The organism is Luteibacter sp. TLI7-4A (genome assembly GCF_056754745.1).
This window is the reverse complement of the sequence record NZ_JBPGWO010000001.1, coordinates 3,572,128-3,598,423: the sequence shown is the minus strand read 5'-3', so window position 1 is coordinate 3,598,423 and position 26,296 is coordinate 3,572,128. Positions and strand designations below refer to the sequence as shown.

The following is a 26,296-nucleotide window of genomic DNA, read 5'->3' as shown; positions in this document are numbered from 1 at the left end:
ACAGGCTTACCGCTTGGCTTCCTGGGCGAGTTTCTCGTCCAGCCGTTGACGACCGGCTTCCGCGTACGCCGCGCACGTCTTCCCCTCGCCCTGCGAAGGATGCGGCGTGATCAGCATGTCGCAAGGCAACGCAGCGACGCGATCGAAGGTCTTGCGATACTCCGCCACATACGAAGGATGGTCGCTGTAGCGATAGCCATCGGCGGAGAAGGCGAACAGGCTGTCGACATAGGCGATGGTCTTGCAGGCCGTGCCCTCGCACGATGTCCATGTCCACGCCGTACCGCCGGGTGTGTGCCCGGGCGTGATGTGTGCGGTCAACGCAAGCTTGCCCATGCGTACCACCGTGCCATCGTCGACATCACCGATGGCATCCACCTTCGCGTACAACGGCGCTTCGCCGTGCTGCGGATCGGTCGCGTCGTCACCGCCGAGCCCCATCTCTTTCGCGCCGGCGGCCGTGGCGCGTACCGTCGCCCCGCTGTCCTTCGCGAACTGCGCGATACCGCCGGCGTGGTCGAAGTGCGCATGCGAGTTGAGGACGAGCTTGACGTCCTCCACGCGAAAACCGAGCTTGCGGATGTTCGCCTCGATGAGCGGCACGTTGTCGGCCATCGGCACGTCAATCAGCACGTGACCCTGGGGCGATGTGACGAGGATGGACGAGAGGCCCTTGGTGCCGACGTAATAGGTGTTGCCGTAGATCTTGTGCGGCGCCACGGGTGTGGTCCAGTCCCCGTTGTCCGCCGCGACGGCGGGCAAGGCGGCGAGGGTGGTGAGGGTGGTGAGGGTGGTGAGGGCGAGCAGGGTGCGACGCATGTGGAGTTCCCCTTGAAAGACGGGAGGCAGGATAAATGCGGGCACGGGGCGACAGCGAGTCGATATCGGGGCGAAGTGCGGGCGTGTGGCGGAGCTTTCACCGCTGAAGCGGCTCCCACAGGGGACTGATGGCCTCAGGGACTGATGGCCTCAGGGACTGATGGCCTCGGGGGACTGATGGCCTCGGGGGACTGATGGTCTCAGGGGGAAGAGGGCCTCCGGCGCGTGCGCGCGCGCCAGAAGAGGAATCCGGTCACCAGCAGGAACATCGGAAGCAGGCCGGTGAAGCAGGCGACCACGCGCCAAGTCGTGCCGCCCACGGCCGCCGAGTGAATCGGGAACAACGCGTCGGCGAGACGGCCGCCCGGGCCGAGCTTCGTCGCATCCACGCCCCCGATCACGGCCGCCGTGCCAGGGTCCATCCATAACGAACTGCGTCCGGCCAGGTTCCACTCGCCGGGACGGCGGATGCGCAGCACCACGCTGCCGTTGTCTTTCGATGGCAGGGTCAGGCGGGTGAGTTGCGCTTCCGGCGCCGCGGCCTGCGCGGCCTGGAGCACGGCCACCCAATCGATCGGTGTCCGCGTGGGCAGCAGTTTGGGTGGCTTCGCCGGTGCGGGCTCGCCGAATGCCGCGGTGAGTCCGCTACGCACGGCGCCCCGATAGGCCATGGTCGTCCCCGTGCCGATCATCACGATCAGCAAGGGCAACGCGGCGACGCCGACCAAACGGTGGAAGCTCGCCCAGCGCAACACCGGCGGATTCGCATGGGGCTTCAGGTGCTTCAGCGCACGCCGGCGCCCAGGCCAGTAAAGCCACACGCCGGAAAACAGCATGAACAATCCCGTGCAGGCGACGACGCCGAGCACGGTCTCGCCCACTTCGCCGGTCAACAGGTGCGTATGCCAGTCGAGCAGGAGAAGCAGACCGTCTCCGGACTTGCTCCGGCGCAACAGCAGCTCGCCCGTGCTCGCGTCGAAATAGCTGCGATTGCCGCCGCGTTCCTGTGCTTCCCACACCGGCAGTTCCGCATCGGGCAGCGATAGCCCGCGCAACCCCTTCCCCTCGGGCGACGAGAGGATCGCCTGCAACGACCTGCCTTGTGTCGCGAGATCCGGCAAGGGGCGCGACGCCAGCTCGGGATGTCCCGCGGCGAACAGCGGCTGCTCGAACAACAGTACGCTTCCCGAGAGCGTCACCAGCGCCAGCAGCACCCCGAGGCTGAGCCCGAGCCACAAGTGCAGGGTCTTCAACGTGGAGCGAAAGCGGCGCGGCGAGGGCGTCATGTCAGAAGTCCACCGAGGCCTGCACGAAGTACGTGCGCGGCAGGCCGACGTAGATACCGTCGTTGTTATCGGTCGAGCGCGTGAAGTAGCGCTTGTCCGTGAGGTTCTTCACACCCACGCCCAGGCGGAGGTTCGATGCCGACGGGCCGAAGGCGTACTCGGCGCGGGCGTTCCAGGTCGTCCAGCCGGGGATGTCGCCGAGGTCGCCTTCGGGCGAAGGCTCGGTGATGTATTCCGTGGGATTCGCGGGATCGAAGCTCGGCGAACCCGGCGAATGCTGTTTCGACTGCGCGAACGCGTCGAGGTTGAACGTCCACTGCGCGATGCCGTAGCGCAAGCCGAGATTGGCCGTGCGCCGCGAGTAGAACGGCAAGTCGCGGCCTTCGAACGAGCCGTGCTTGTAGAACGCATGGGTGTACGTGGCCGTACCCCATAACGTGAGGCCGTCCAGTGCGTCGCTGAAGGCGCCCAGGTCGACGTGCGTCGCGGATTCGACGCCCTTGTGCGTCGTCGCGCCGAGGCTGGTCCAGCCTTCGTACGAGTCCGGCACGTTCGGCAGCTTGCCGACCAGTTGCAGCTCGTGGTCGAAGTTGATCCGGAACAGCGAGATCTCTCCGCCCCACGCCTTCGTGTCGTAGCGCGTGCCGATCTCGTACGTGCGCGCCGTCTCGGGTTTCAGTCCGGCGGCGAACTGGTTGTTCGAATCCTTCTGCCCGATCTGGAAGTACTGCAACGAACCGAACGAGGTTTCCGCGTTCGCGTAGAGCTTCAACGCGTCACTCAGGTGGTAGATGACGTTGAGCGATGGCAACGGCTTTGAATAGTCTTTCGTCCGCTCCGTCGGCCCCCTGACAATCACCGTCGCGCTCGGATGTGCCTGCCATTCGCTGTCGATGCGTTCGTAGCGGATACCCGGCGTGATCGTCCAGTTTCCCGCGTTGATGGTGTCGTCGACGTACAGCGCATGCGCTTCGTTGCTGCCGGTGTTGTTGCCGGATAGCACATAAGGGCCGCCATAGGGGAAGCTATCGTACGGGGTGTAGGAGAGGTTGGAGATGTAGCGGTTGTTGCGCAGGGTGCGCTCGTGCATCGCCTCGCTGGTGTAGCGGTAGCCGACGCCGATCTCATGGGTGACCTGGCCCCAGTCGAACAGCTGCGAATAGCGCGGCTCGATGGAGAACACGTGGTAGTTGCGCGGATAGGCGATGAGCTGGTGCGTATAGCTGCCGTTCGCGTTCCGCGTGATCGTCTCGATGTGGCTGCCGCGGAAGCTGTCCGAGTAGTACGTCTGCACTTCGAAGCTACGGCGGTCGTCGACGTGGCTGTACTTCAGCACGTAGTCCGTGCGGCGGCCGTGGAAATCGTCGAACGGGCGGCGGGACTGGAACGGGTCCGCGTCGTAGTCGGCCTGGTTCAGGCCACCGGGCATGCCGGCCTGGCCGTCGTAGTGATGGATGCTGCCGGTGAGCGTGTCCTCGGGGGAGAAGGCGTACTTCGCCTTGAGCATCACGTCGTCGATGCTCTCGTTGTCCTCGTGCTCGCGGAACCCCGGGCCATGCAGGCCGTTGTAGAGCAGGGCGAGCCCGAGCCCGTTGTCCATCGTGCCGCCCACGAAGGCGTTGGTGTTGGTGCGGATGCCCCCGTGTTCGCCGCCCTGCATCTGCACGCCGGCGCTTCCGCCGAAGGCCTGCGGGATGTCGCGTGTCACGAAGTTGATGATGCCGCCCACGTTCTGCGGCCCGTAGCGCACCGACCCGCCACCGCGGACCACATCGACCGCCTGCAGGTTGCCGAGGCCGACCGGCGCCATGGACACCTGGGGCTGGCCGTACGGCGCCACGGCGATGGGCACGCCGTCGAGCAGGATGGTGGAGCGTGGCGAAAGGCGCGAGGTGAGTCCCCGCACGCCCACGTTGAGCGATACGTCGCTGCCGCCCGTGCCGTTGCTTTCCTGCACCTGCACGCCGGGAATACGGCGCAGGGCGTCACGCAGGTTCACCGCGCCGGCTTCGCGCAATTCCTCGCGGCGCACCACCGTGCGGGCGCCGGGGTGGTTCGCCACCGTGTTGCTGGCCGCTTCTCCCAACCAGTTGCCGACCACCTTGACGCCTTCCAGATCGGTGGACGGCGCGGGTGGCGGGGCTTCCTGGCCTGCCGCGGCATGCGCGGCAAAGGCGCTCGCGAGCGCCAGGGCGAGGGTGGTGGGACGGAAATGCATGAGGCGGCCTTGCTAAGAGCGAAAGGCCGCCATCGTAAGTGCGAATGATTATCAGAGCAATCAACGCTCAGCTTGGCCAGCGGTTGTGCAGGATGCACTGGACGAAATCGGTGCGCTTGAACCCGGGCTCCTTGTACGCCATGACGTCGGCCTTGACGTTGCCGAACGTGGTCTCCGGCTTGGCGCGGACGCCGTTGTAGAAGGCGTCGACGATGCCCGTCTTGAAGGACGGCCCCCGAGGATGGACTTCGGCGACCTTCTCGCGATCGGCGCTCCGGACGGTTTCGAAGCCCAGCCCGAGCACGTCCATTTCCACGCCGGCCGTCAGCAGGGCGATCTCGGGCCTCATGTGCTGCGGGATACCGGGGGTGGTGTGCAGGGCGATCGAGGCCCAGACCACGTCGATATCGTCCTGCGCGATGCCCTTGCTGGCCAGGAACGCCCGCGCGGCGTTGGCACCGTCCACCTCGAAGCGTTCCGTCTTGCTCGCATGGGCGGGCATGAGGCCCATGTCGTGGAACATCGCGGCGGCGTAGAGCAGTTCCGGGTCGTAGGCGAGTCCCTTGGCCTTGCCGGTCAAGGCACCGAACAGGAACACGCGGCGCGAGTGGTGATAGAGCAGGTCGGTCTCGGTGTCGCGGACCCGGTCGGTGATCTCGCGTGCCAGGGCGCTGTCGGGAACGGCGATGCCGGCGATGGTGGTCATGGCGGGAAGCCTCGTGGGGTGGGAGACCATTGCACCGTGCGCCGGACCCGTCATGATTTGACGTGATGTATCAAATACGGACATATTGCATGCCATGCGGCCGTCACCCCTGACCATCGTCATCCTTGCCCCCGCCGGCGTGCAGATGCTGGACGTCGCGGGCCCGGCGGACGTCTTCGCGGAGGCCAACCGCCAGACGGGCCGCGAGGTATACCGGGTGATCACCGTCGGCATGGCGCCGCTGGCCGTTGCCGCCTCGTCCGGACTGCGCTTCCTGCCCGACCGCAGCGTGCTCGACGAGATCGACGACCTCGACACCTTGCTCGTCGCCGGCTCGCCCGACCTGCCGCGCGCCGCCGTCGACCTGACGGCGGTGGCATGGATGCGGCGCCACAGCGAAAGGGCCCGCCGCTATGGCTCGATCTGCAGCGGTGCGCTGCTGTTCGCCCGTACCGGCCTGCTCGACGGGCGCCGCGTGACCACGCACTGGCGCGTGGCGGCCATGCTCGCCGGGCGACATCCATCGCTGGAGGTCGAGGCGGATGCCTTCGTCGTTCGCGACGGCCCGGTATGCACGGCGGCCGGTGTAACGGCCGGCATGGATCTCGCGGTGGCCCTGGTCGAGGAAGATCTCGGGCGGGACATCGCCATGGCGGTGGCGGCCGAACTGGTCGTGTTCTACCGGCGGCCCGGCGGGCAGATGCAATTCAGCCGACATGGCGACGCGGCGCCTGCGGGACGCGGCGCCTTGCAGGAACTGCAACGCTACGTGGTGGCCCATCCCGCCGAAGACCATTCGGTGGCGTCCATGGCGGCGCGCGTCGGCATGAGCGCCCGGCATTTCGCGCGCATCTTCCAGCATGAAGTGGGCATGACGCCGGCCACCTTCGTCGAGGCGATGCGGGTGGAGGCGGCACGCCGCCTGCTGGAGCATGGCCATGAAAGCCCGAAGCGAGTGGCTGCGCGCTGCGGCTATGCCGACGTCAACGGCTTGCGCCGCGCCTTCATGCGCCGGGTCGGGGTCACCCCGGCCGAATACCGCAAGCGCCACGCGCACGTACGGGCTTGACCCCTCCCGGCGAAACTCATGTCAGGAGCCAACCGACGAGGACCTCTCGTCGATCGCTCGCTCGGACACCTGGCTCAGAGCTCGATGATGCCCCTGCGCAGGGCGATGGCGACGGCGTGCGTGCGATCGTTCGCCTGCAATTTGGCCAGGATGCTCTTCATGTGCGCCTTCACCGTTTCCTCGGCGATGCCGAGGGCCGTGGCGACGTCGCGATTGGCCTCGCCACGGGCGACGTGCGTGAGCACCTGGGTTTCGCGCGGGGTGAGTTCGTCGTCATCCGCGTGGCCCGCCATTTCCTGCGCGATTTCCTCCGGAACGCGGCGCTTGCCTTCCATGATCTGGCGGATGGTGACCAGCATGTCCTTGCGCAGTTCGCTCTTCAGCAGGTAGCCCTGCGCGCCAGCGCGGAATGCGCGCAGCGCCTGGACATCGCCCCGGTAGGTCGTGAGCACGAGGATGCGGGCGTCGGGGAATTCGGCGCGGATCGCCTCGATGGCGGCGATCCCGCCGATGCCGGGCATCTGCAGGTCCATCAGGGTAAGGTCCGGGCGATGCGTGCGATAGCGTTCGATGGCTTCCTCGCCCGAACTCGCCTCGGCCACCAGTTCCAGCCCCTCCTGCCCCTCGATCACGGCGGCGATGCCTTCGCGCAGCAGGGGATGGTCGTCGACTGTCAGGATGCGGATGGACGGCATGGTCGGCTCGCGGGAAACTCGGAAACGGCGAGTATCGCGCAATGTCACGGCGCGCCGCATGTAAAGACGAACCCTCCACCTCATCCTTGCGAGCATCGTTCCCATGGCGACCCAACGCGCTCGAAGCAAGACCCCCACGCGGGGCGATGTCCGCACCGGCATGGGTGGCTGGACCTTTCCACCCTGGCGCGGCGTGTTCTATCCCGAGGGACTCGTTCAGAAGCGCGAACTGGAATACGCGAGCCGCCAGGTGCGGGCCATCGAGATCAATGGCACCTACTACCGCTCGCCCGACGCCTCCACCTACGAGAAATGGGCGGCCGAAACCCCGGAAGGCTTCGTGTTCTCGGTGAAGGCGCCACGGCATATCGTGCAGACCAAGGCGCTCGCGTCCACCGGCGAGCGGATCGGCCGCTTTCTCGACGGTGCGGTCGCCCTGGGCGACCGGCTCGGCCCCTTGCTCTGGCAGTTCCTGCCCACGCGAAAGTTCGATGCCGACGATATCGCCGGCTTCCTCGACCTGCTGCCCGGGAAGCATGCCGGCGTGGCCCTTCGCCACGCCGTGGAAGTGCGTCACGACAGCTTCATGGACGAGCGCTGGCTGGAACTCGCGCGCGAACGTGGCGTGGCGACGGTGTTCACCGACTCTCCGAAATATCCGTCCTTCGCCGACCTGACCGGCCCCTTCGTCTATGCACGATTGATGCGCAGCGTATCGAGCGAAACGAACGGCTATCGGGCGAAGGATCTGACGGCCTGGGCAGAGCGCGCGGCGACCTGGGCAGCGGGAGGTGACCCGGCCGACCTGCCGCATGTGGGGCCGGCCGCTTCCAGGGCAACCGCGCGGGATGTCTTCATCTATTTCATCTCGGCCGCCAAGGAACGGAACCCCGCGGCCGCGGTCGCACTCGGTAAGCTGACCGACAGCGCATAATCGCCCATCCCCAGACCGGACGAACCATGGACCGTCTCATCCAGAACCACCTGATCGACCTTTTTGCCGAGCATGGCGTCGAACTCGAAGCCGACGAAGATTGGCTGCTTACCGAAGGCGAGGATTTCCCCGCCATTCGCGGCATCTGGCACGAGGGCGCCGACGGTGGGATGGGCCGCCTCGACATCGATATCGTGCTCGACGAGGAGCGCACCATCGAGGAAAGCTTCGGCGGCATCGGCGCCGGCAAGGCGGGATGCCGCGACGCCCTGGACGGTTTCGCACGTAACGATTTCCATGTCGTGCTGGCGGCCTGCTGGCACAAGGTGAACGCGAAGAAGCTCGCTGTCCGCGAGCTGGTCGCCGGCCTGCACCGGTTCACCCTCTACATCGGCGACTTCACGCTGCGCGGCGAGAAAGACGCGCCGATGGAGATCCCGGAAGATGGTCTTTCGGCGCTGGAAGCGGCTATCGCCACGGCACCGCTCACGGCGGACGTGCATTGGATACGCGTGTTCTACGGCAACGTCGGCGACGGCAAGACCCAGGTCGAGGTGCTGCTCGACAACGAACCCTGGGCCGCGGGCCACAAGGCCATCGCATCGGTGGACTGGCCGCAGCACGAGCGCTACTACAGCCTGCGCAACTTCATCGCGCTGGTGCCGATGGATTGAGGGTCCAGTCCTCGGGTTTCATGATCGCGAAAAGGCCGTCGCGCATCGTGCGACGGCCGAGGCGCAACACCTCGGCATCGCGCGAGAACACCACCGCAGCACCCACGGCGGCGGCCAGTTCGAGGAACTTCTGGTCGTCGGGATCGCGGCAGCGTGGCAAGGGCATCGCCACCAGCGGTGGCGAAAGCAAGGTCACCGTGGCGTCGAACCGGGCGATGGCTGCCGCGATGCCCGCCTCGTCCAGTTTCAACACCGGGTAGCGCAGCACCGCGAGCCACTCGTCGCGGCAGTCGGCACGCGTCACCGCTTCGACGTCGCCAGACGCCATCGCGGCGACAAGCCGATCCGCGCGCGGATCGGCGAAGACGAAGGCGTCCAGGCACACATTGGTATCGAGGACGACCCTCACGAAGACCGGCTCAGGCCGCCGTACGGCGGGCCAGCTCCGCGTGCTGCTCCGCGACGATCGCGTAGGAACGCTTGCGCGCCTCGTGATCGAAGATCTGCGCGGTGATGATCAACTCGTCGGCACCGGTGCGTTCGATGAACGCGGCAAGGCCTTCGCGCACCGTTCCGGGAGAGCCGACCACGGCACACGACAAGGCGTGGTCCACCTGAGCCTTCTCCATCGGCGTCCACACGCCCTCCATCGAATTCACCGGCGGCGGCAACTGGCCCGGCGCGCCACGGCGCAGGTTCCAGAAGGCCTGCTGTTGTGACGTGAACAGGCGGCGCGCTTCCTCGTCGGTGTCGGCCGCGACCACGTTGATGCCGAGCATGGCGTAGGGCTTGTCCAGCACGTCGGACGGCTTGAACATCGTGCGATACACCTCCAGCGCCTTCATCATCAGGTCCGGCGCGAAGTGCGAGGCGAAGGCGAACGGCAGGCCCAGTTCGGCGGCAAGGCGTGCGCTGAACAAGCTGGAGCCGAGCAGCCAGATCGGCACGTTGGTGTCCATGCCAGGCACCGCGCGCACCGTCTGGCCCGGCTGTTGTGGCCCGAGGAAGAATTGCAGTTCCTGCACGTCGTCCGGGAAGCGGTCGTCGCTGGGGCCGAGCGAACGGCGCAGCGCGCGGGCCGTGCCCTGGTCGGTGCCCGGCGCCCGTCCCAGGCCCAGGTCGATGCGGCCCGGATACAGCGAGGCCAGGGTGCCGAACTGCTCGGCGATCACCAGGGGCGCATGGTTCGGCAGCATGATGCCGCCTGAGCCGACACGGATCGTGCTGGTCCCCTCGGCGATGTACCCGATGACCACCGACGTCGCCGCGCTGGCGATACCCGTCATGTTGTGGTGCTCGGCGAGCCAGTAGCGGTGGAAGCCGAGAGCCTCCGCGTGGCGGGCCAGGTCGCGCGAGTTGCGCAACGATTCGCCGGGCGTCGATCCACGGGGAACGGGGGAAAGGTCGAGCACCGAGAACGGGATCATTCGGGAATACCTCGCAAGGGGGAGGCGGCATGGCACCGCCGATCCGTCCCACATGGGCGCAGGGGTTGGGTTTGCAACCCTGCAAGGCGCCTCCGCGGAAACAATCCGTTCCGGAAAGCGATGCTCCATGGCGGATGCGTCGGAGGAAAATACACCCATCCACTCATCCAGTCCGGTATTCCCGGGGGAGCACGACATGATCGACGTCCGCCGCTTCACCAGTCTTGGCGGTGCCAACCACGGCTGGCTCGACGCCAAGCACCACTTCTCGTTCGCCTCGTACCACGATCCCAAGCGCATGGGCTGGGGCGCGCTGCGGGTCTGGAACGACGACACCATCGCCGCCGGCACGGGCTTCCCGCCGCATCCGCATTCGGACATGGAAATCATCACCTATGTTCGCGAGGGCGCCATCACCCATGAGGACAGCCTGGGCAACAAGGGCCGTACCGAAGCGGGCGACGTGCAGGTGATGAGCGCAGGGACCGGCATTCGCCACGCCGAGTACAACGCCGAGCCCGACGCCACCCGGATCTTCCAGATCTGGATCATTCCGGACGGCGAGCGCGAAGCACCGGCATGGGGTACCCGTCCGTTCCCGAAGGGCGAACGCTCGGGCCGTTTCGTGACCCTGGCCAGCGGCATCGCCGGCGATGAAGACGCGTTGCCGATCCGTACCGACGCCCGCGTGCTGGGCGCCAGCGTGAAAGCGGGCGAGACCGTGGAATACGCGCTCGCTCCCGGCCGCTACGCCTATATGGTTCCGGCGGCCGGCTCGGTCGAGATCAACGGCATCGCGCTGGACAAGGGCGATGGCGCCGCGATCCGCGATGAAACGGCGCTGCGCATCACCGCCACCAGCGATGCGGAACTGGTGCTCGTCGACACCGCCGCGTGATGAAGCGAGGGGTATGCTGTGGGTCATGACGACCCACGGCACACCCTATCTCGACAATCCCATCCTCGACACCGACAGCTACAAGGCCAGCCACTGGCTGCAATATCCGCCAGGCACCGATGCCACGTTCTTCTATGTGGAATCGCGCGGCGGCACCTATGAAAGCACGGTGTTCTTCGGTCTCCAGGCCGTCCTGAAGGCGCGCCTCGGCCGTCCCGTCACGCACGCCGACGTCGACGAGGCGCGCGACTTCTTCGCCGCTCACGGCGAACCCTTCAACGAGGAAGGCTGGCGCTACATCGTCGACACGCACGGCGGCCGCCTTCCGGTGCGCGTGCGCGCCGTTTCCGAAGGCAGCGTGGTGCCGACGCACCAGGCGCTGGTCACGATCGAATCCACGGACCCGAAGGCGTTCTGGCTGCCTTCGTACCTGGAAACGCTGCTGCTGCGCCTCTGGTACCCCGTGACGGTCGCGACGATCAGCTGGCAGGCCCGGCGGACGATCCTGCACTACCTGGAACGCACCTCCGACGATCCGACCGGCCAGATTCCCTTCAAGCTGCACGACTTCGGCGCCCGCGGCGTATCGAGCGCGGAATCCGCCGGCCTCGGCGGCATGGCCCATCTGGTCAACTTCCTCGGTACCGATACCGTCTCGGGCGTGCTCGCCGCGCGCACGTACTACGGCGAGGCGATGGCCGGCTATTCGATTCCCGCCGCCGAGCACAGCACGATCACCAGTTGGGGCAAGGAGCACGAGGTCGACGCCTATCGCAACATGCTTCGCCGCTTCGCGCGTCCCGGATCGCTCGTGGCGGTGGTGTCGGATAGTTATGACATTTACCACGCCATCGTCGAGCACTGGGGCAAGACGCTGCGCGACGAAGTCATCGCCTCGGGCGCCACCGTCGTCGTGCGGCCGGATTCAGGCGACCCGGTGGAAGTGGTGCACCGTTGCGTGAGCCTGTTGAACGAAGCTTTCGGCAGCACCTCGAACGGCAAGGGCTACCGCGTGCTCAACCATGTCCGCGTGATCCAGGGCGATGGCGTGAACCCGGAGAGCATCCGCGCCATCCTCGAGCGCATCACCGCCGCCGGTTACGCCGCCGACAACCTCGCCTTCGGCATGGGTGGCGCGCTCTTGCAGAAGCTCACCCGCGACACCCAGAAGTTCGCGCTGAAATGCTCGGCCGCGCGCATCGACGGCACGTGGCGCGACGTATGGAAGGACCCGGTCACCGACCAGGGCAAGCTGTCCAAGCGCGGACGGATGACCCTCCTGCGCCATCGCGAATACGGCAGCTACCGCACCGTGCCGCTACCCGATGACGCCATATCGCTCCCGGCCGATGCGATCGAACCCGGTTGGGAAGAAGTCATGCAGACGGTGTGGGAAAACGGCGAGCTGAAACGCGAATGGTCGTTCGCCGAAGTGCGGGAAAGGGCTGCCGCGGGCCGCTGACGGAACCGCCTTTGCCTTTGTGGGAGCCGCTTCAGCGGCGATGGGGCTTGCCTCACCCTGGCCCGCTGCCGCGGGATCGCCGACAAGGTCGGCTCCCACAGGTCGGCTCCCACAAAGGTTGGCTTTCACCAGGGGGGGTTTCACCAGGCCGGGGCTGCACCGGGATCGGCTTTCATCAGATCCGGAAAAAACATGGCCCTCACGCTCACGCGGAGGGCCATGGCGACCGTCCCTTGGTCTGGTGGCCGTGGCCACCCGAACGCGGCCCGGCGAAGCCGGCGCGGCGTTACCGCCGATGAAGGGGGGATCGATCCTGGCGCTAGGGACGGACGGCATCCTGCCGTCGGATCGGTCATCGGCGATTCGTTCGCCCTGCCCGACAGCCGGGCGGGGCACGGACCTAATGTTGCGTAGGTCGACCGACGACGGATATAGGAGGATTCTTAAAATTAGTGCCTATTTGCCTCGGGAAGCCTCAGCGAACCCTTACGTTCAGGCTGGGATGCGGGTCTCGCGCCGCTGTTCATGGCGCGGACGCTCCGGGCGAACGGGGCTCGGGGGCGCTTTCGGAGCCGGTTGCGGCACGCTCACGCCGCGGCTGGCGAGACTCCGCAAGGCAGCGCAGTCGGAGGATCCGTAGTCGCGTTTTCCTGGCTCTCGATGCATGGCCGTCTCCTGCTTTTCTTTCCGCCCGGACCGACAGGTTGAGCGGAAAAGAGGAAATTTCTGGTGGCACGGCCGTGAATGTTTCGTGACACGCCTTCACGCGATCGGGGCCCGAATTTTCGTTAAGGCTGCGTCGAAGCCTCCGGACGATGTCCGGGCATGCGCTGGATCAGTTCGGTGGCGAGCTTTTCGTAGTCTTCGTCGAAATGGTGCGAGCCCGGCTTCTTGTACACGGTGACGAAGGCCGGCAGCCGGCGATCGGTGCAGCCGCTGTCGTCGGCATCCTCGGCACCGTAGTAGCAGGCCATGGGTGGACGCCCGCCGAGGGCGGCGATGGGTGGAATGGCGTCGGTGTGCACCACCGGATTCAGCCATTGCAGGAAGTTGTGCGTGTGCGTGGTCCACCAGCCCTGCTGCATGTAACCCTCGAGCTCGATCTCGAAGTTCACGTCGCGGCTGGCCGAGAGCAGGACGAGCTGACTGAGCTTGTCACGATTGTCCGGGCGCAGCTTGCCGACGATCGTCGGCAGCACGTCGGCGCCGAACGAGTAGCCGACCAGCAGCACGCGATGCTTGTTCCATTGGCGGGTGTAGCGATCGAGCAGGCCATCCAGGTCGTGCGCCGATTCGTCCGGTGAGCGGTAACGCCAGAAATACTTGAACGTGCTCACCCCCGCGACAGGAATGCCGCGCTGCGTGAACACGGCGCCGAGGCGCTGGTCGAGATCCCACCAGCCGCCGTCACCGGAATAGATCACCACCAGGAGGTCTTCCTCGCCGGCCGGCGCCGCCTTCAGCGCGGGAAGCTCCACGGTGGACTTCTCCATCGAGGCGCGCGTCCACGGATGCCAGGCGAGCAAGGCCAGCACGAGCAAGGCGGCGATGCCGATCAGGACGTAACGGATCGTCTTCTTCAGGGAACGCTTCACCGGCGCACGACTCCGCCGATGCCGCCCGAAATCAGGCTGGCGACGTTGGCGAGTGCCAGCGGCAGGGCGATGCCGCCGGGAACGGCGATGTAGCGCGGCTCCCACTCGGGATCGAACTTGTCCTTGTAGCGGTGCAGCCCGCGGAAGTTGTAGAAGCGCTCGCCACGACCGAACACCATGGCGCCGAAGCGGCTCCACAACGGTGCCGTGCGGCGGTTTTGCAGGCCCGACAAGGGAGCCATGCCGAGGTTGAACCAGCGATAGCCTTCGGCTTTCGCCCAGACCATCAGTTCGATGAACAGGAAATCCATGATGCCGGAGGGGCCTTCGGGCAGGTGGCGCATGAGGTCGACGGAGGCTTCTTCCTTCGTCGCGGTAACGAAAATGTTGGCGAAGGCCATGAGCTCGTCGCCCTGCCAGACCACCGCCATGGGCGTGCGCGCGAGGTAGCGCTCGTCGAACAGGCCCAGCGAGAAGCGCTTCTCGCGAACCTTCTTGTCGCGCATCCATGCATCGGAAACGGATTTCAGTTTCGGCATCAGGGCCGGCACGGCCTCGGCGGGGACGACCTCCATGCGCAGGCCATCGCGCGACAGCTTGTTCACCGTTCCGCGCAGGGTCTTCTTCGACTTGCCGTCGAGATTGAAGCTTTCCAGCCGGACCCGCGCCTCTTCGCCGATCTTGAGCAGGTTCATGCCCACGTCGAGGTAGAGGTCGAGGTCGGCCGGACGCACCTGGTAGAAGATCGGCCAGCCACCGGCACGCTCGCAGTTCTCCCGGAACGACCAGACCAGTTCCCGGCGGGCCGCCTCGTCGGTGCCGACGGGGTCGCCCATGGCCACCCAGCTGCGCCCTTCGATGTCATACATGATGAAGGCCTGGTCACCCGGGGCGAACATCAGCATCTTGTCGCCGACCAGGGCGAGATGCGCCTGCGCGGAATCGAAATTCTTCAACAGCGGCTCCGCCCGGGCCAGGTCCGCCTCGCCCGGATAGGCGCGCCGCGGACGTGCCGGCCGGATCAGGTTGGCGAGGGCGACCAGCATCACCACCGCCGTCGCACCCACCAGCGCGCGCAGGGCTCGCGGCGCGCCACCGTGGTGGAAGCTGAATTCCCACCACAGGTTGTTGCTGTATTCGACGTGCTTGAAGCTGAAGAACACCAGCCACGTGGAACAGGCCAGCACGGCGCCGATCGCCAGCACCCAGCCGGGAGAGAAGCTGGCGCGGAACAACGAAGCGCGCCGGTAGAAGTGCCGGTGCGCGGGCGCCAGGGCGAGGGCGAGCAGGGAAAGCAGGGTCGCTTCCTCGTAGTCGATGCCCTTGAGCAGCGACAGGATGGCGCCGAGGATCAGCAGCACCAGCGTCAGCACGTAGGCGGCATCCAGCCGCCTTTGCAGGCCGCGGGCCAGGATCAGCAGCAGCATGCCCACCACGCTGGAGAGGAAGTGCGATACCTCCACCAGCGGCAAGGGCACGAAACCACGCAGGATCTCCATGCGCCCCGGAATCGCCAGGGTGGCGCCGGAGAACAGCAGCACGGCGCCGCAGACCAGGGTCAACCCGGCGAAGAACGGCGGCAGCAGGCTGCTGAACCACGGCGTGACCATGGCGGCATGGCGCAGCGCGCGGATCTCCCGCCAGATGACCATCACCGTCGCCACGCACAGCGGCAACAGGTAGTACACGAGGCGGAAGGCGGCGAGCGAGCCAAGGATGGGTGCCTCCAGGCCGTGGTCGCCGGTGGCGCCGAAGCCGGCCAGCATCACCGCCTCGAACACGCCCAGGCCGCCCGGCACGTGGCTGATCAGCCCCGCCATCTGCGCCACCACGAAGATCGCCAGGAAGTGGCCGAAGCCACCCGAAATGGCCTGGGGCATCAGCACGTAGAGCACGCCGGCGGCGAGCCCCCAATCGAGCGCGCCGGTCAGGATCTGCCGCGCGGCCACGGCGGGAGTCGGCGTGTTGACCGCCCAGCGCCACACGCGCACCGGCCGGCGCACCGCCACCGCGACGCCGAGCCAGGCCAGCGGCACCAGCACCAGCACGATCGCCAGCGGGATACGCAGGCCGGAAAGCGGTATGTCGGGCGGAATCGGCACCAGCAGCAAGGTGACGCCGGTGAGCGCGGCGAGGCCGAGCCAGAAGCTCAGGGTCGTGTACAGCACCACCCGCGCCACGTCGCCGGTACTGAGCCCTGCCTGGACGTAGAACCGGTAACGGATGGAACCGGATACCAGCAGGGACATACCCAGCGCGTTCGAGAACGCATAGCTGATGAAGGAAATCAGGCCCACCCTCCGGGCCGGCAACCGCCGGCCGATGCTGGCCAGGCCAAACCAGTCGTAGAGGGTCATGACGACATAGCCGGCCGCGGTCAGCAGCATCGCCAGCGCGATATCGCTGTTGGGCAACGCGTGCACGTAACCGGCGATCTGCCGGTAGGTGACCTCGCTGGCCATGGCGTGGAGGGCCCACAGCGCCAGGCAAAGCAGGACCACGGACAGCACGGGGCCGCCCGCGCGACGCAGCAGGGTCACATAGAGTGCGCGCTTGGCCAAAGGCTGATCTGTCGTCGGGAGCTCCGCCCTCGTTTCGTGCTCCACTTGCGCGCTGACTCCAATGGTCGTTCGGTGGTCGTAAGGTCGTGTAGGTTGCCACAGAGCGCGCGGGGACGGCAGGGCGTGCTGCTCGCGTGAACGGCCGGCCAACGGTTCCGGCGGTGAAAGGTTCCGCTAAGGTTGGGGAAAGCTCGACGTAAGCGCGGATTCTTACCCTGCGAGACATGCCGCGCCCGTCCCCGGAGCCGGATCTGTTTCGTGAGGCTCCATGCGTCCTGATTCCCCGGCCCCCGGCGCCCTGCGCCAGCGTTTCCGGCCGCTCCTGTGGTTCGGCGTCCTCTTTGTCGGCGTGGCCTTCCTGGTCCGCCTGATCCTGCTGGTGAAAACCCGCCACGAGGTTCCGCCGGACCTGGGCCAGTGGCTGTACCTGTTCCTGGTCGGCCTGGGTTACGACCTGGTCACCTACATCTATTTCGCCTGGCCCCTGCTGCTGGCGCTATGGCTGCTGCCGCGACGGGCCTACCTGTCACGCTGGGGACACCGCATCTTCCTCGGCCTGTGCTTCGTGCTGGCGTTCGCCGTGCTCTACCTCGGGGCGGCGGAGCTGGTGTTCTGGGGCGAGTTCAGCGCACGCTTCAACTTCATCGCCGTGGACTACCTGGTCTATACCCACGAGGTGGTCGGCAACATCCGCGAGTCGTACCCGATCGGTACCTGGTCGGCCCTGCTCATCCTGGGCACCGTGCTGGTGATCTTCTTCAGCCGTCGCGTCCTGGCAGCGCGTGACGACGGTTCGCGATTCCTCGGCCGCAGCGCCGTGGTGGGCGTGTGGTTGCTGCTCACCGTCGCGGTGAGCTTCGCCGTCGACGGCTCCATGAAGGACCGTTCGAGCAACAACTACGTAAACGAACTGGCCGGCAATGGCATCTATCAGTTCTTCGCCGCGTTCCGCGACAACGAGCTGGACTATGCGAAGTACTATCCGACGCTTCCCAAGGACGAGGCCTTCGCCAACCTGCGCACGTTGTTGAAGACGCCCGAAGCGACCTTCACCAGCGACGACCCGATGGATATCACGCGCACCATCGCGGCGAGCGGACCGGAGAAGAAGCTCAACATCGTCCTCATCAGCGTCGAAAGCCTGTCCGGCGATTACGTCGAAGGACTCGACGTAAGCAAGCACAAGCACCTGATGCCGAACCTCGACGCGCTGGCGTCGAAGAGCCTGTTCTTCACCCAGCTCTATGCGAACGGCACGCGTACCGTGCGCGGCCTGGAGGCGTTGTCGCTTTCGGTACCGCCGACGCCGGGCGAATCCATCGTGAAGCGTCCGAACAACGAGGGCCTCTGGTCACTGGCCGATGTGTTCAACGCGAAGGGCTACGAGTCCGAGTTCCTGTATGGCGGCTACGGCTACTTCGACAACATGGACCACTTCTTCGCGAGCAACGGTTATACCGCCGTGGACCGCGGCGCCATCGACGACAAGGACATTCACGCGGAGAACGTCTGGGGCGTGGCCGACGAGGATCTCTACACCCTCGTGATGAAGCGCATGGACGATGCGTACGCGAAGGGCAAGCCGTTCTTCGGCCACGTGATGACGACTTCGAACCACCGTCCGTTCACCTTCCCCGAAGGCCGGGTGAAGCTGCCGCAGGGTTCACGCCGCGCCGCCGTGCAATACACCGACTGGGCGATCGCCGATTTCCTCAAGCGTGCCTCGACCAAGCCCTGGTTCGACGACACGATCTTCGTGATCACGGCGGACCATTGCGCGACCAGCGCCGGCAAGACGAGCCTGCCCGTCGACCGCTACCACATCCCGCTGTTCATCTACTCGCCCAAGCACGTGGCGCCAGGCCGGGTGGATCGACTGATGAGCCAGATCGACATCCCGCCGACGATCCTGGGCATGCTCAATTTCAGCTATACCTCGCGCTTCTACGGCTACGACATCTTCAAGATCGAACCCGGCCGCGAGCGCGCCTTCCTGAGTACCTACCAGGAACTGGGCTACCTGCATGGCGACCGCCTGACGTCCCTGATCCCGCGCCAGCCGGTGAAGGAAATGATCCCGCAGAAGACCACGGGCGACGCGACGCCGGTCGAGCGGATGGACCCGGTGGATGCGAAGGACGCGGTGACGTACTACCAGACCGCCGCGTACCTTTTCACGAACGGGCTGATGAAGCGGAAGACACCTCCGGCGAACTAGCGGCCGAAGAACATCGAGATCCCCACGCCCGCGACCACGGAGGGTCCGTGGCGACCGATACGGTGAAGCGCGTAGGCGTCGAGTTGCACGCGGTCGCCCACGTCGTAGGCGACGCCGCCGCCGGCCTGCAGTTCGTTGCCGTCCTCCGCGTCGTGGATGGCGTCCGTTTCGACATAGGCGACGAGGTTCTCGCCGAACTTGCGGCCGAACGTCGGTGCCAGGGTCCACGTGTCATGGCCTTTCAGCCGGTCGAGATTCGCGTACAAGGTGTTCTGATGCGTGTCGTCCGGCTTCCACTGCATCGTCGTGCCGAGGCTGACCTGCCGCGCGCCGTTGCCGAAATCCTCGTCGCCATTCGCGAACGTCACCTCGCCCAGCGCGGCCCAACTGAAGGCACCCGCATCGCCCGAGCCGGCGGGAGCCCATTTCAAGGCGACACTGCTATCGCCGTGGCCGACCGCATGGCGGCGCGAACCTTGCCCGCGCTCCTCCAACCGGTTCCAGGCCGAGCCGCCCAGCTGGAATTCGACGGGACCGCCAAGGCCGATGCGGATGAGGCTGTCCGCGGTGTAGGTGCGATCCAGGAAACCGTCCTGGCGCTGGCGCTCGTAGGTCGGCAGGCCTTGTTCCAGCGCCAGCGTGCCCGCCGGAAGCACCGTGGTGGCGAAGCCGGCGCCCGGCCGGTCGAAGTCGGGTGGATCGGCGAAGGCCGGTGCGCCGAGCAAGGCCGAAGCGAGGAAGGCGAGGGCAGGGCGTAGGTTCATGCACCCATTGTGACCGCTGCCGGCGTGGTGGCGTCGTGCACGAGGCAGACGCCACGACGCCGGCCCGTCGTCAGGGCGCTTTCACCACTGGAAAGCTCTCCGCGACCTCGACGGCTGCTTCGCCCGCGATGTCGCTGGCCGAGCGGCCGAGCTTCACCGTGTAACGGCCCGGTGCCACGCGCCAGCGCTTGCCGACGTCGTCGTAGCGGGCGAGCGCCAGGGGTTCGAGCGGGATATCGACGCGACGGCTGTCGCCAGGCGACAGCTTCACCTTGCTCCAACCGGCGAGCCGGCGCGTCGCCGCGCCGGGCGCCGTCACGTAGATCTGCGGCACATCCGCACCGGCCACCTTGCCCGTGTTCTTCACGGTCACGTGCGCCACGGGATGGCCCGCCGCATCCTTGTCGACCGCGAAATCGCTGTACGCGAAGCGGGTGTAGGTCAGGCCATGGCCGAACGCGAACAGCGGTTCGCGATGCGTCTTCTCGAACCAGCGATAGCCGACGTCGGCGCCTTCGATGTTGTAGTCGACGTTGTCCGCCGGCTTCGCCTTGGAATAGAGCCCGGCCGCTTCGATCGTCGTCCGCGGCAGTTGCGATTCGTCCTTCGGCCAACTCACCGGCAGGCGTCCGGAGGGCGCCGTCACGCCGTAAAGCAGGCGCGCGATGGCTTCGCCGCCACCCGAGCCGGGATACCAGGCTTCCATCACGGCACCGACCTGGCCCAGCCAGGGCGTGTTCACCGGGCCATTGGTTTCCAGCACCACGATCGTCTTCGGGTTGGCCTTGGCCACGGCGGCGACCAACGCGTCCTGGTTGTCCGGGAGCGAGAGGTCGGTCCAGTCGAACGATTCAGCCGCCCATTTGGTGACGAAGACGACGGCGACGTCCGCGCTGGCAGCGGCCTTGGCGGCGACCGTGGGATCGGTACCCGGATCGAAGCTCACCTTGCCACCGGCCAGCTTCTGGATGAAGGCGAGCGGCGCCGACGCGTGGTACTTCATCGGACCCGGCCAGGCCTTCGGCTCCAGGCCGGGCACGGGATCGCCCGCCACGTCGGAGACCAGGGACGACCCACCTCCGGCGAGCACGCCCTTGTCGGCGTGGCCGCCGATCACGGCGATCGACTGACCCTTCCGTGCCAGCGGCAGCAAGCCCGCCTCGTTACGCAGCAGCACCGCGCCCGCTTCCAGGGTGTCGCGCGCCACGACGCGGTCGGCTTCGTACGGCACCTTGGTCTTCTTCACCGGCTCGTCGATGACGCCGTGGGCGAAGAGGCTTCGCATCACGCGTTTCACCATGTCGTCCAGCCGCGCCTTCGGGAACTGGCCGGATGCATACGCCTCGCGTAACGGCTTGTCGAAGAACACCTCCTTGTCGAACACCTCGCCCGCCGATTCCTGGTCGAGCCCGGCCATGGCGGCCTTGGCCGCGCTGTGCACGCCGCCCCAATCGGACATGACCCAGCCCTTGAAGCCCCATTCCTGCTTGAGCACCTGGTTGAGCAGCCAGTCGTGTTCACCGGCATAGGTGCCGTTGACACGGTTGTACGAGGACATCACCGAACCGGGGTCGCCCTTGGCGATGGCGAGCTGGAAAGCCAGCAGATCGGATTCGCGCAAGGCGACCGGGTCGATGTCGGCACTCAGCGTATTCCGGCCGGACTCGAGGTCGTTGATGGCGAAATGCTTCACCGTCGCGACCACCTTGCGCTCCTGGATGCCCTTCACCGCGGCACCGACCATCGTGCCGGCCAGCACCGGGTCTTCGCCCGCATATTCGAAGTTACGTCCGTTGCGCGGATCGCGCACCAGGTTCACGCCACCGGAGAGAAGCACGCCATAACCCTTGCCGCGCGCCTCGCCGCCGATCATGCGCCCGCCGGCATGGGCCACGGAAGGATCGAAGCTGGCGGCCGTGGCGAGCCCGGCGGGCAACGAGATCGCGCCCAACTGGTCGTTACCGGGCCGGGCCACGCCAAGACCGGCGTCGGTCTCGTTCAGTACGGGCAAGCCCAGGCGCGGAATGGCGGGAACGTATCCGGCGCCATCGAGGGAATCCGCCGGGTGGGGCAGCTTGTCGTTCTTCTGGCCGAAATCCGAGCGGATCAGCCGGAATTTCTCATCGTCGGTCATCGCCGCCACGATCAGCTCGGCGCGGCGGTCCGGCGACAGCGAGCGATCCATCCACGGCCGCTCGGCCGGAGGGGCGGCCTGCGCGGCGCCGGCGAGGCCGGCGGAGAGGGCAAGGGCGAGGGTGGTGCGGCGCGCGATATCGGGCATGGTCGCGATTCGATCCGGGGAAACACCAACCATCGCCAAGTAACGCTTTCATCGCAACCCATGCGACCGTCCCGGGTTACCCTCCGGCTTGCCAACCGGGCCTTTCGGCCCCACTTAAGTGATTCAATGAATTCACAAAAGTCGACGCCACTCACCGCTTTCCACCCCGCCGTCGCCGATTGGTTCGCGAGCACCTTCGCCGAGCCCACGGCGGCGCAGGCGGCGGCGTGGCCGGCGATCCGCTCCGGCCGGCATACCCTCGTCGCGGCGCCGACGGGCTCGGGCAAGACCCTCACCGCCTTCCTTTCCGCCATCGACATGCTGGTGCGCGAAGGCGTGGAAGAGGGTGGCTTGCGCGACCGGACGACGATCCTCTACGTCTCGCCGCTGAAAGCGTTGTCGAACGACATCCGGATCAACCTCGAAGCGCCGCTGGCGGGCATCCGCGACGAACTGCGCAAGCAAGGGCTGCCCGATCTCGAAATCCGCAGCGCCGTGCGCACCGGCGATACACCCTCGTCCGACCGTGAGCGGATGAAGCGCCGGCCGCCGCACATCCTCGTGACCACGCCGGAATCGCTCTACGTGCTGCTCGGTTCGGAATCGGGCCGGGCGATGCTGCGCGACATCCGCGAGGTGATCGTCGACGAGATCCACGCCGTGGCGGCCAGCAAGCGTGGCAGCCACCTCGCCATTTCATTGGAGCGGCTGGAATCCCTCGCCCAGCGGCGGATCACCCGCATCGGCCTTTCCGCCACGCAGAAGCCGATCGAGAAGGTCGCCGCCTTCCTCACCGGAAGCGAGCGCGAAGACTGCGCCATCGTCGACATCGGTCACTCGCGCCATCGCGACCTCGCGCTCGAGGTGCCGCCGGTGCCGCTCGAGGCGGTGATGTCGAACGACATGTGGGAACTGGTCTACAACCGGCTCGGCAACCTGATCGAGCAGCACCGCACCACGCTCGTCTTCGTGAACACGCGGCGCATGGCGGAACGCGTCTCGCGGCATCTCTCCGAACGGCTCGGCAAGGAGGCGGTCACCGCGCACCACGGCAGCCTTTCACGCGAGCAGCGCCTCGACGCCGAGCAAAGGCTGAAGCGCGGCGAGTTGCGCGCGCTCGTCGCCACGGCCTCGCTCGAACTGGGCATCGACATCGGCGACGTCGACCTGGTCTGCCAGATCGCGTCGCCACGCTCCATCGCCGCCTTCCTGCAACGCGCGGGGCGTGCCGGCCACGCCGTGGGCGGCACGCCCAAGGCCCGCCTGTTCCCCACGTCACGCGACGATCTCATCGAGTGCGCGGCGCTGCTCGATTGCGTGCGCCGTGGCGAACTGGACGCGCTGGTCCTCCCACGCGAACCCCTCGACGTGCTCGCCCAACAGATCGTGGCCGAGGTCGCCTGCCAGGAATGGGACGAGGACGCGTTGTTCGACCTCGTCCGTCGCGCATACCCGTTCAAGGACTTGAAGCGCGAGACCTTCGACGAGACCGTGCGCATGCTGGCCGAGGGATTCACCACGCGCGTCGGCCCGCGCGGTTCGTACATCCACCGCGACGCCGTGAACAAGCGCCTGCGCGAGCGCCGCGGCGCGCGGCTGACCGCCGTGACCTCCGGTGGCACGATTCCCGACACCGGCGATTACAACGTGCTGCTCGAACCGCAGGCGATCATCGTCGGCACGGTGAACGAAGACTTCGCGGTGGAAAGCCTCGCCGGTGACGTCTTCCAGTTGGGCAACCGCTCGTATCGCATCCTGCGCGTGGAGATGGGCCGCCTGCGCGTCGAGGATGCACAGGGCGCGCCGCCGAACATTCCTTTCTGGCTGGGCGAGGCGCCGGGCCGCACCGACGAACTGTCCTCCGGCGTGTCGCGCCTGCGCGCCGACATCTCGGCAGCCTTCGACGAGGGCGGACGCGAAGCCGCGCTCGCGTACCTCGTGGAAACCCTGTCGCTTTCGAAGCCCGCGGCCGAGCAGATCGTCGACTACCTGTTCCGCGCGCGCGCCGCGCTGGGTGCCCTGCCGACGCACGACACCCTGGTGATGGAGCGTTTCTTCGACGAGTCCGGCGGTACACAACTCATCATCCATACGCCCTTCGGCAGCCGCATCAACCGCGCCTGGGGCCTGGCCTTGCGCAAGCGTTTCTGCCGCAAGTTCAATTTCGAGCTGCAGGCGGCCGCCACCGAAGATGCGATCGTGCTGTCGTTGTCCACCAGCCACAGCTTCCCGTTGGACGAAGTGGCGCGCTACCTGCATTCGAACTCGGCCGAGCACGTGCTGGTCCAGGCCCTGCTCGACGCGCCCCTGTTCGGCGTGCGCTGGCGCTGGAACGCCACCACGGCGCTCGCCCTGCCGCGCTTCAGTGGCGGCAAGAAGGTCCCGCCGCAATTGCAGCGCATGAAGAGCGAAGACCTGCTCGCCACGGTCTTCCCCGACCAGGTCGCCTGCGCGGAGAATCTCGTCGGTGAACGGGAGGTACCCGACCACCCGCTGGTGAAGCAGACGCTCGAGGATTGCCTGCACGAAGCGATGGACAGCGAAGGCCTGCTCGGCGTGCTGCGCGGGCTCGAGTCCGGCGCGATCACCATGGTCGCGCGCGACCTCGCCACACCTTCCCCACTGGCGGCCGAGGTGCTCAGCGCGGCGCCGTATGCCTTCCTCGACGATGCGCCGCTTGAGGAACGCCGCACGCAGGCCGTGCAGTCGCGCCGCTGGAACGAGGCGGAGAGTGCCGACGACCTCGGCCGGCTCGATCCCGAGGCGATCGCTTCGGTACGGGAAGAGGCCTGGCCCGAGGCTCGCAGCGCGGACGAGATGCACGAGGCCCTGGTCCAGCTCGGTGCGGTCACGCTCGACGAGGTACGCGACAACCCCGGCTGGGCGAAATGGTTGTCGATGCTTTCGGCCGATGCGCGCGCGGCGCGGCTCTCCCATGATAGCGTGTCGTTGTGGGTCGCCGCGGAACGCTTGCCCGCGTGGCGAGCCATCCGCCCAGGCGTCGGCATGACGCCCGCGATCGCGGCACCCGCCGAGTTCGAGGCGCAGGCATGGACGCCTGAATCGGCGCTCGTCGATATCGTCCGCGGACGCCTCGGCGGACTCGGACCGGTGCCCGCCATCGTCCTCGCCACTTCCCTTGGGATCGCGGTGGCCGACGTCGAACTGGCCCTGGCTTCGCTGGAGAGCGAAGGCTACGTGATGCGCGGCCCTTTCTCCCCCGGTACGTCCGAGGTGGAATGGTGCGAGCGCCATCTCCTCGCGCGCATCCATCGCTACACCATCGGACGCCTGCGCCGGGAAATCGAACCGGTCGCACCGCGCGACTTCCTCCGCTTCCTGCTCGACTGGCAACACGTGACACGCGCGACGCAGGTGGCGGGGCCGGATGCACTCGCCGGCGTCATCGGCCAGCTCGAAGGCTTCGAAGCCGCGGCGGGCGCGTGGGAATCGGAACTGCTCCCCGCACGCGTCAGCGACTACGGCATCGGCTGGCTCGACGACCTCTGCCGCGCCGGACGCGTGGTCTGGAGCCGGCTGCGTCTCGGTACCGGCAACGGTGGCCCGGTAAGGGCGACGCCGATCGTGTTGCTGCCACGTCGTCAGTTGGCCGTCTGGTCAGCGGCGGCACCCGCCACGAACGACGAGCAGCCACTGTCGTCGCGTGCGCAGGCCGTTGCCGATGCCTTGCGCGACGAAGGGGCCCTGTTCTTCGACGAACTCGCGTCGACGACACGCCTGTTGCGCACCGAGCTCGAAGATGCGCTCGGCGAGCTGGTCGCCGCGGGCCGCGCCACGGCCGACAGCTTCGCCGGATTGCGCGCGCTCCTGCTTCCCGCCGCCAAGCGAAACGGCAATCGCCACCGGCGCACGCGGCGGCACATGCTCAGTGGCATCGAGGACGCCGGACGCTGGGCACTGGCGCGGCGGCCGAGCGAAAAACGCAACGATGCGGATGGCCTCGAGCACATCGCGCGCACCTTGTTGCGCCGCTACGGTGTGGTCAGCTGGCGCATCCTGGAACGCGAGGCGGCATGGCTGCCCGCGTGGCGCGAGCTACGGCGCGTGTATCACCGGCTGGAGGCGCGCGGTGAGATCCGTGGCGGCCGTTTCGTCGATGGCCTCGTCGGCGAACAATTCGCCTTGCCCGAGGCACTGGCGGCGCTGCGTCAGATCCGCCATCGCGCGCACGATGGCGAAATCGTATGCATCGCCGGTACCGATCCGCTGAACCTGGTCGGCGGCATCGTCGCTGGGAGCAAGGTGCCGTCGACGATCGGCAACCGCATCGCCATCCGCGACGGCATTCCGCTGGCCGCGATGATCGCCGGCAAGTTCGTCACGCTCACGCCATTGGAAGGCGACGACGAGCGCGAAGCCCGCTCGGCCTTGCAACGCAAGGCCGACATGCGCTCCATGCCGGCCTGAAGCCCCTTTTCGGAACCCGCTCTGGTGGGAACCTGTTCTTGTGGAAGCTGCTCTTGTGGAGGCCTGCTCTTGTGGGAGCCGACCTTGTCGGCGATTGGGTGCTTGCCTCAAGCTGGCCCGCTGCCGCGGGATCGCCGACAAAGTCGGCTCCCACAGGATCTCCCAAAGGATCCCCCACAAGGGCTTCCACAAGGGCCCCTACCAGGGGCCCGGCCAAGGCTTGGGCAAGCACCCATCGCCGACAAGGTCGGCTCCCACCGA

18 protein-coding genes are annotated in these 26,296 nt (G+C 67.0%); 7 read left to right on the top strand and 11 right to left on the bottom strand.

Annotation, left to right across the window (positions count from 1 at the left end):
- Window positions 1–6: 6 nt before the first annotated feature.
- From bla to ACR9Y6_RS15755, 4 genes are all read right to left on the bottom strand, one after another.
- Complete coding sequence (bla, locus tag ACR9Y6_RS15770; protein WP_481282141.1) at window positions 7–819, bottom strand: subclass B3 metallo-beta-lactamase; 813 nt, start codon at window positions 817–819, stop codon at window positions 7–9.
- Between the two features lie 200 nt (window positions 820–1,019).
- Complete coding sequence (locus tag ACR9Y6_RS15765; RefSeq protein ID WP_481282140.1) at window positions 1,020–2,105, bottom strand: PepSY-associated TM helix domain-containing protein; 1,086 nt, start codon at window positions 2,103–2,105, stop codon at window positions 1,020–1,022.
- A 1-nt stretch (window position 2,106) separates the two neighbouring features.
- Window positions 2,107–4,323, bottom strand: a complete 2,217-nt coding sequence (locus tag ACR9Y6_RS15760) for a TonB-dependent receptor family protein (RefSeq protein ID WP_481282139.1) — start codon at window positions 4,321–4,323, stop codon at window positions 2,107–2,109.
- Between the two features lie 67 nt (window positions 4,324–4,390).
- Window positions 4,391–5,029: an HD domain-containing protein gene (locus ACR9Y6_RS15755; RefSeq protein WP_481282138.1), complete on the bottom strand. Its 639-nt coding sequence runs from the start codon at window positions 5,027–5,029 to the stop codon at window positions 4,391–4,393.
- A 94-nt stretch (window positions 5,030–5,123) separates the two neighbouring features.
- On the opposite strand from ACR9Y6_RS15755, the gene ACR9Y6_RS15750 reads away from it, so the two are divergent.
- On the top strand, window positions 5,124–6,098 hold the full coding sequence (locus ACR9Y6_RS15750; RefSeq protein ID WP_481282137.1) for a GlxA family transcriptional regulator: 975 nt from the start codon (window positions 5,124–5,126) through the stop codon (window positions 6,096–6,098).
- Between the two features lie 74 nt (window positions 6,099–6,172).
- On the opposite strand, the gene ACR9Y6_RS15745 is transcribed toward ACR9Y6_RS15750, so the two are convergent.
- The gene (locus ACR9Y6_RS15745; protein WP_481282136.1) at window positions 6,173–6,793 is read right to left on the bottom strand and encodes a response regulator; all 621 of its coding nucleotides are present in this window, start codon (window positions 6,791–6,793) and stop codon (window positions 6,173–6,175) included.
- A gap of 103 nt (window positions 6,794–6,896) precedes the next feature.
- Between ACR9Y6_RS15745 and ACR9Y6_RS15740 the strand changes: the two genes are divergently transcribed.
- Together ACR9Y6_RS15740 and ACR9Y6_RS15735 are read left to right on the top strand one after the other, a co-directional pair.
- A complete protein-coding gene (locus ACR9Y6_RS15740) occupies window positions 6,897–7,727 on the top strand; it encodes a DUF72 domain-containing protein (protein ID WP_481282135.1) in 831 nt (276 codons plus the stop codon).
- A 26-nt stretch (window positions 7,728–7,753) separates the two neighbouring features.
- Window positions 7,754–8,401: a DUF6348 family protein gene (locus ACR9Y6_RS15735; RefSeq protein WP_481282134.1), complete on the top strand. Its 648-nt coding sequence runs from the start codon at window positions 7,754–7,756 to the stop codon at window positions 8,399–8,401.
- Here ACR9Y6_RS15735 and ACR9Y6_RS15730 read toward each other — a convergent pair.
- Together ACR9Y6_RS15730 and ACR9Y6_RS15725 are read right to left on the bottom strand one after the other, a co-directional pair.
- On the bottom strand, window positions 8,376–8,810 hold the full coding sequence (locus ACR9Y6_RS15730; protein WP_481282133.1) for a putative toxin-antitoxin system toxin component, PIN family: 435 nt from the start codon (window positions 8,808–8,810) through the stop codon (window positions 8,376–8,378). The two genes, ACR9Y6_RS15735 and ACR9Y6_RS15730, sit on opposite strands and share 26 nt — an antisense overlap.
- A 10-nt stretch (window positions 8,811–8,820) precedes the next feature.
- Complete coding sequence (locus ACR9Y6_RS15725) at window positions 8,821–9,828, bottom strand: LLM class flavin-dependent oxidoreductase (RefSeq protein WP_481282132.1); 1,008 nt, start codon at window positions 9,826–9,828, stop codon at window positions 8,821–8,823.
- Window positions 9,829–10,024: 196 nt separating this feature from the next.
- Here ACR9Y6_RS15725 and ACR9Y6_RS15720 point away from each other — a divergent pair, with 196 nt between their 5' ends.
- Together ACR9Y6_RS15720 and ACR9Y6_RS15715 are read left to right on the top strand one after the other, a co-directional pair.
- Window positions 10,025–10,726 carry a pirin family protein gene (locus tag ACR9Y6_RS15720; protein WP_481282131.1) on the top strand — a complete coding sequence of 234 codons (702 nt, stop codon included), beginning with the start codon at window positions 10,025–10,027 and terminating at the stop codon, window positions 10,724–10,726.
- A gap of 25 nt (window positions 10,727–10,751) precedes the next feature.
- Window positions 10,752–12,188, top strand: coding sequence for a nicotinate phosphoribosyltransferase (locus tag ACR9Y6_RS15715; protein WP_481282130.1), 1,437 nt, complete (start codon window positions 10,752–10,754; stop codon window positions 12,186–12,188).
- 788 nt (window positions 12,189–12,976) lie between these two features.
- Here ACR9Y6_RS15715 and ACR9Y6_RS15710 read toward each other — a convergent pair.
- Complete coding sequence (locus ACR9Y6_RS15710; RefSeq protein WP_481282129.1) at window positions 12,977–13,783, bottom strand: AcvB/VirJ family lysyl-phosphatidylglycerol hydrolase; 807 nt, start codon at window positions 13,781–13,783, stop codon at window positions 12,977–12,979.
- Window positions 13,780–16,344, bottom strand: a complete 2,565-nt coding sequence (gene mprF / locus ACR9Y6_RS15705; RefSeq protein ID WP_481282128.1) for a bifunctional lysylphosphatidylglycerol flippase/synthetase MprF — start codon at window positions 16,342–16,344, stop codon at window positions 13,780–13,782. Before mprF ends, ACR9Y6_RS15710 begins: the two co-directional genes overlap by 4 nt.
- A 268-nt stretch (window positions 16,345–16,612) precedes the next feature.
- On the opposite strand from mprF, the gene ACR9Y6_RS15700 reads away from it, so the two are divergent.
- The gene (locus tag ACR9Y6_RS15700) at window positions 16,613–18,562 is read left to right on the top strand and encodes an LTA synthase family protein (protein WP_481282127.1); all 1,950 of its coding nucleotides are present in this window, start codon (window positions 16,613–16,615) and stop codon (window positions 18,560–18,562) included.
- Here ACR9Y6_RS15700 and ACR9Y6_RS15695 read toward each other — a convergent pair.
- Both ACR9Y6_RS15695 and ACR9Y6_RS15690 read right to left on the bottom strand, forming a co-directional pair.
- A complete protein-coding gene (locus tag ACR9Y6_RS15695) occupies window positions 18,559–19,326 on the bottom strand; it encodes a transporter (protein ID WP_481282126.1) in 768 nt (255 codons plus the stop codon). The two genes, ACR9Y6_RS15700 and ACR9Y6_RS15695, sit on opposite strands and share 4 nt — an antisense overlap.
- Window positions 19,327–19,396: 70 nt before the next feature.
- The gene (locus ACR9Y6_RS15690) at window positions 19,397–21,607 is read right to left on the bottom strand and encodes a glycoside hydrolase family 3 C-terminal domain-containing protein (protein WP_481282125.1); all 2,211 of its coding nucleotides are present in this window, start codon (window positions 21,605–21,607) and stop codon (window positions 19,397–19,399) included.
- A gap of 126 nt (window positions 21,608–21,733) precedes the next feature.
- Between ACR9Y6_RS15690 and ACR9Y6_RS15685 the strand changes: the two genes are divergently transcribed.
- On the top strand, window positions 21,734–26,035 hold the full coding sequence (locus ACR9Y6_RS15685) for a DEAD/DEAH box helicase (protein ID WP_481282124.1): 4,302 nt from the start codon (window positions 21,734–21,736) through the stop codon (window positions 26,033–26,035).
- The last annotated feature ends 261 nt before the right edge of the window (window positions 26,036–26,296 follow it).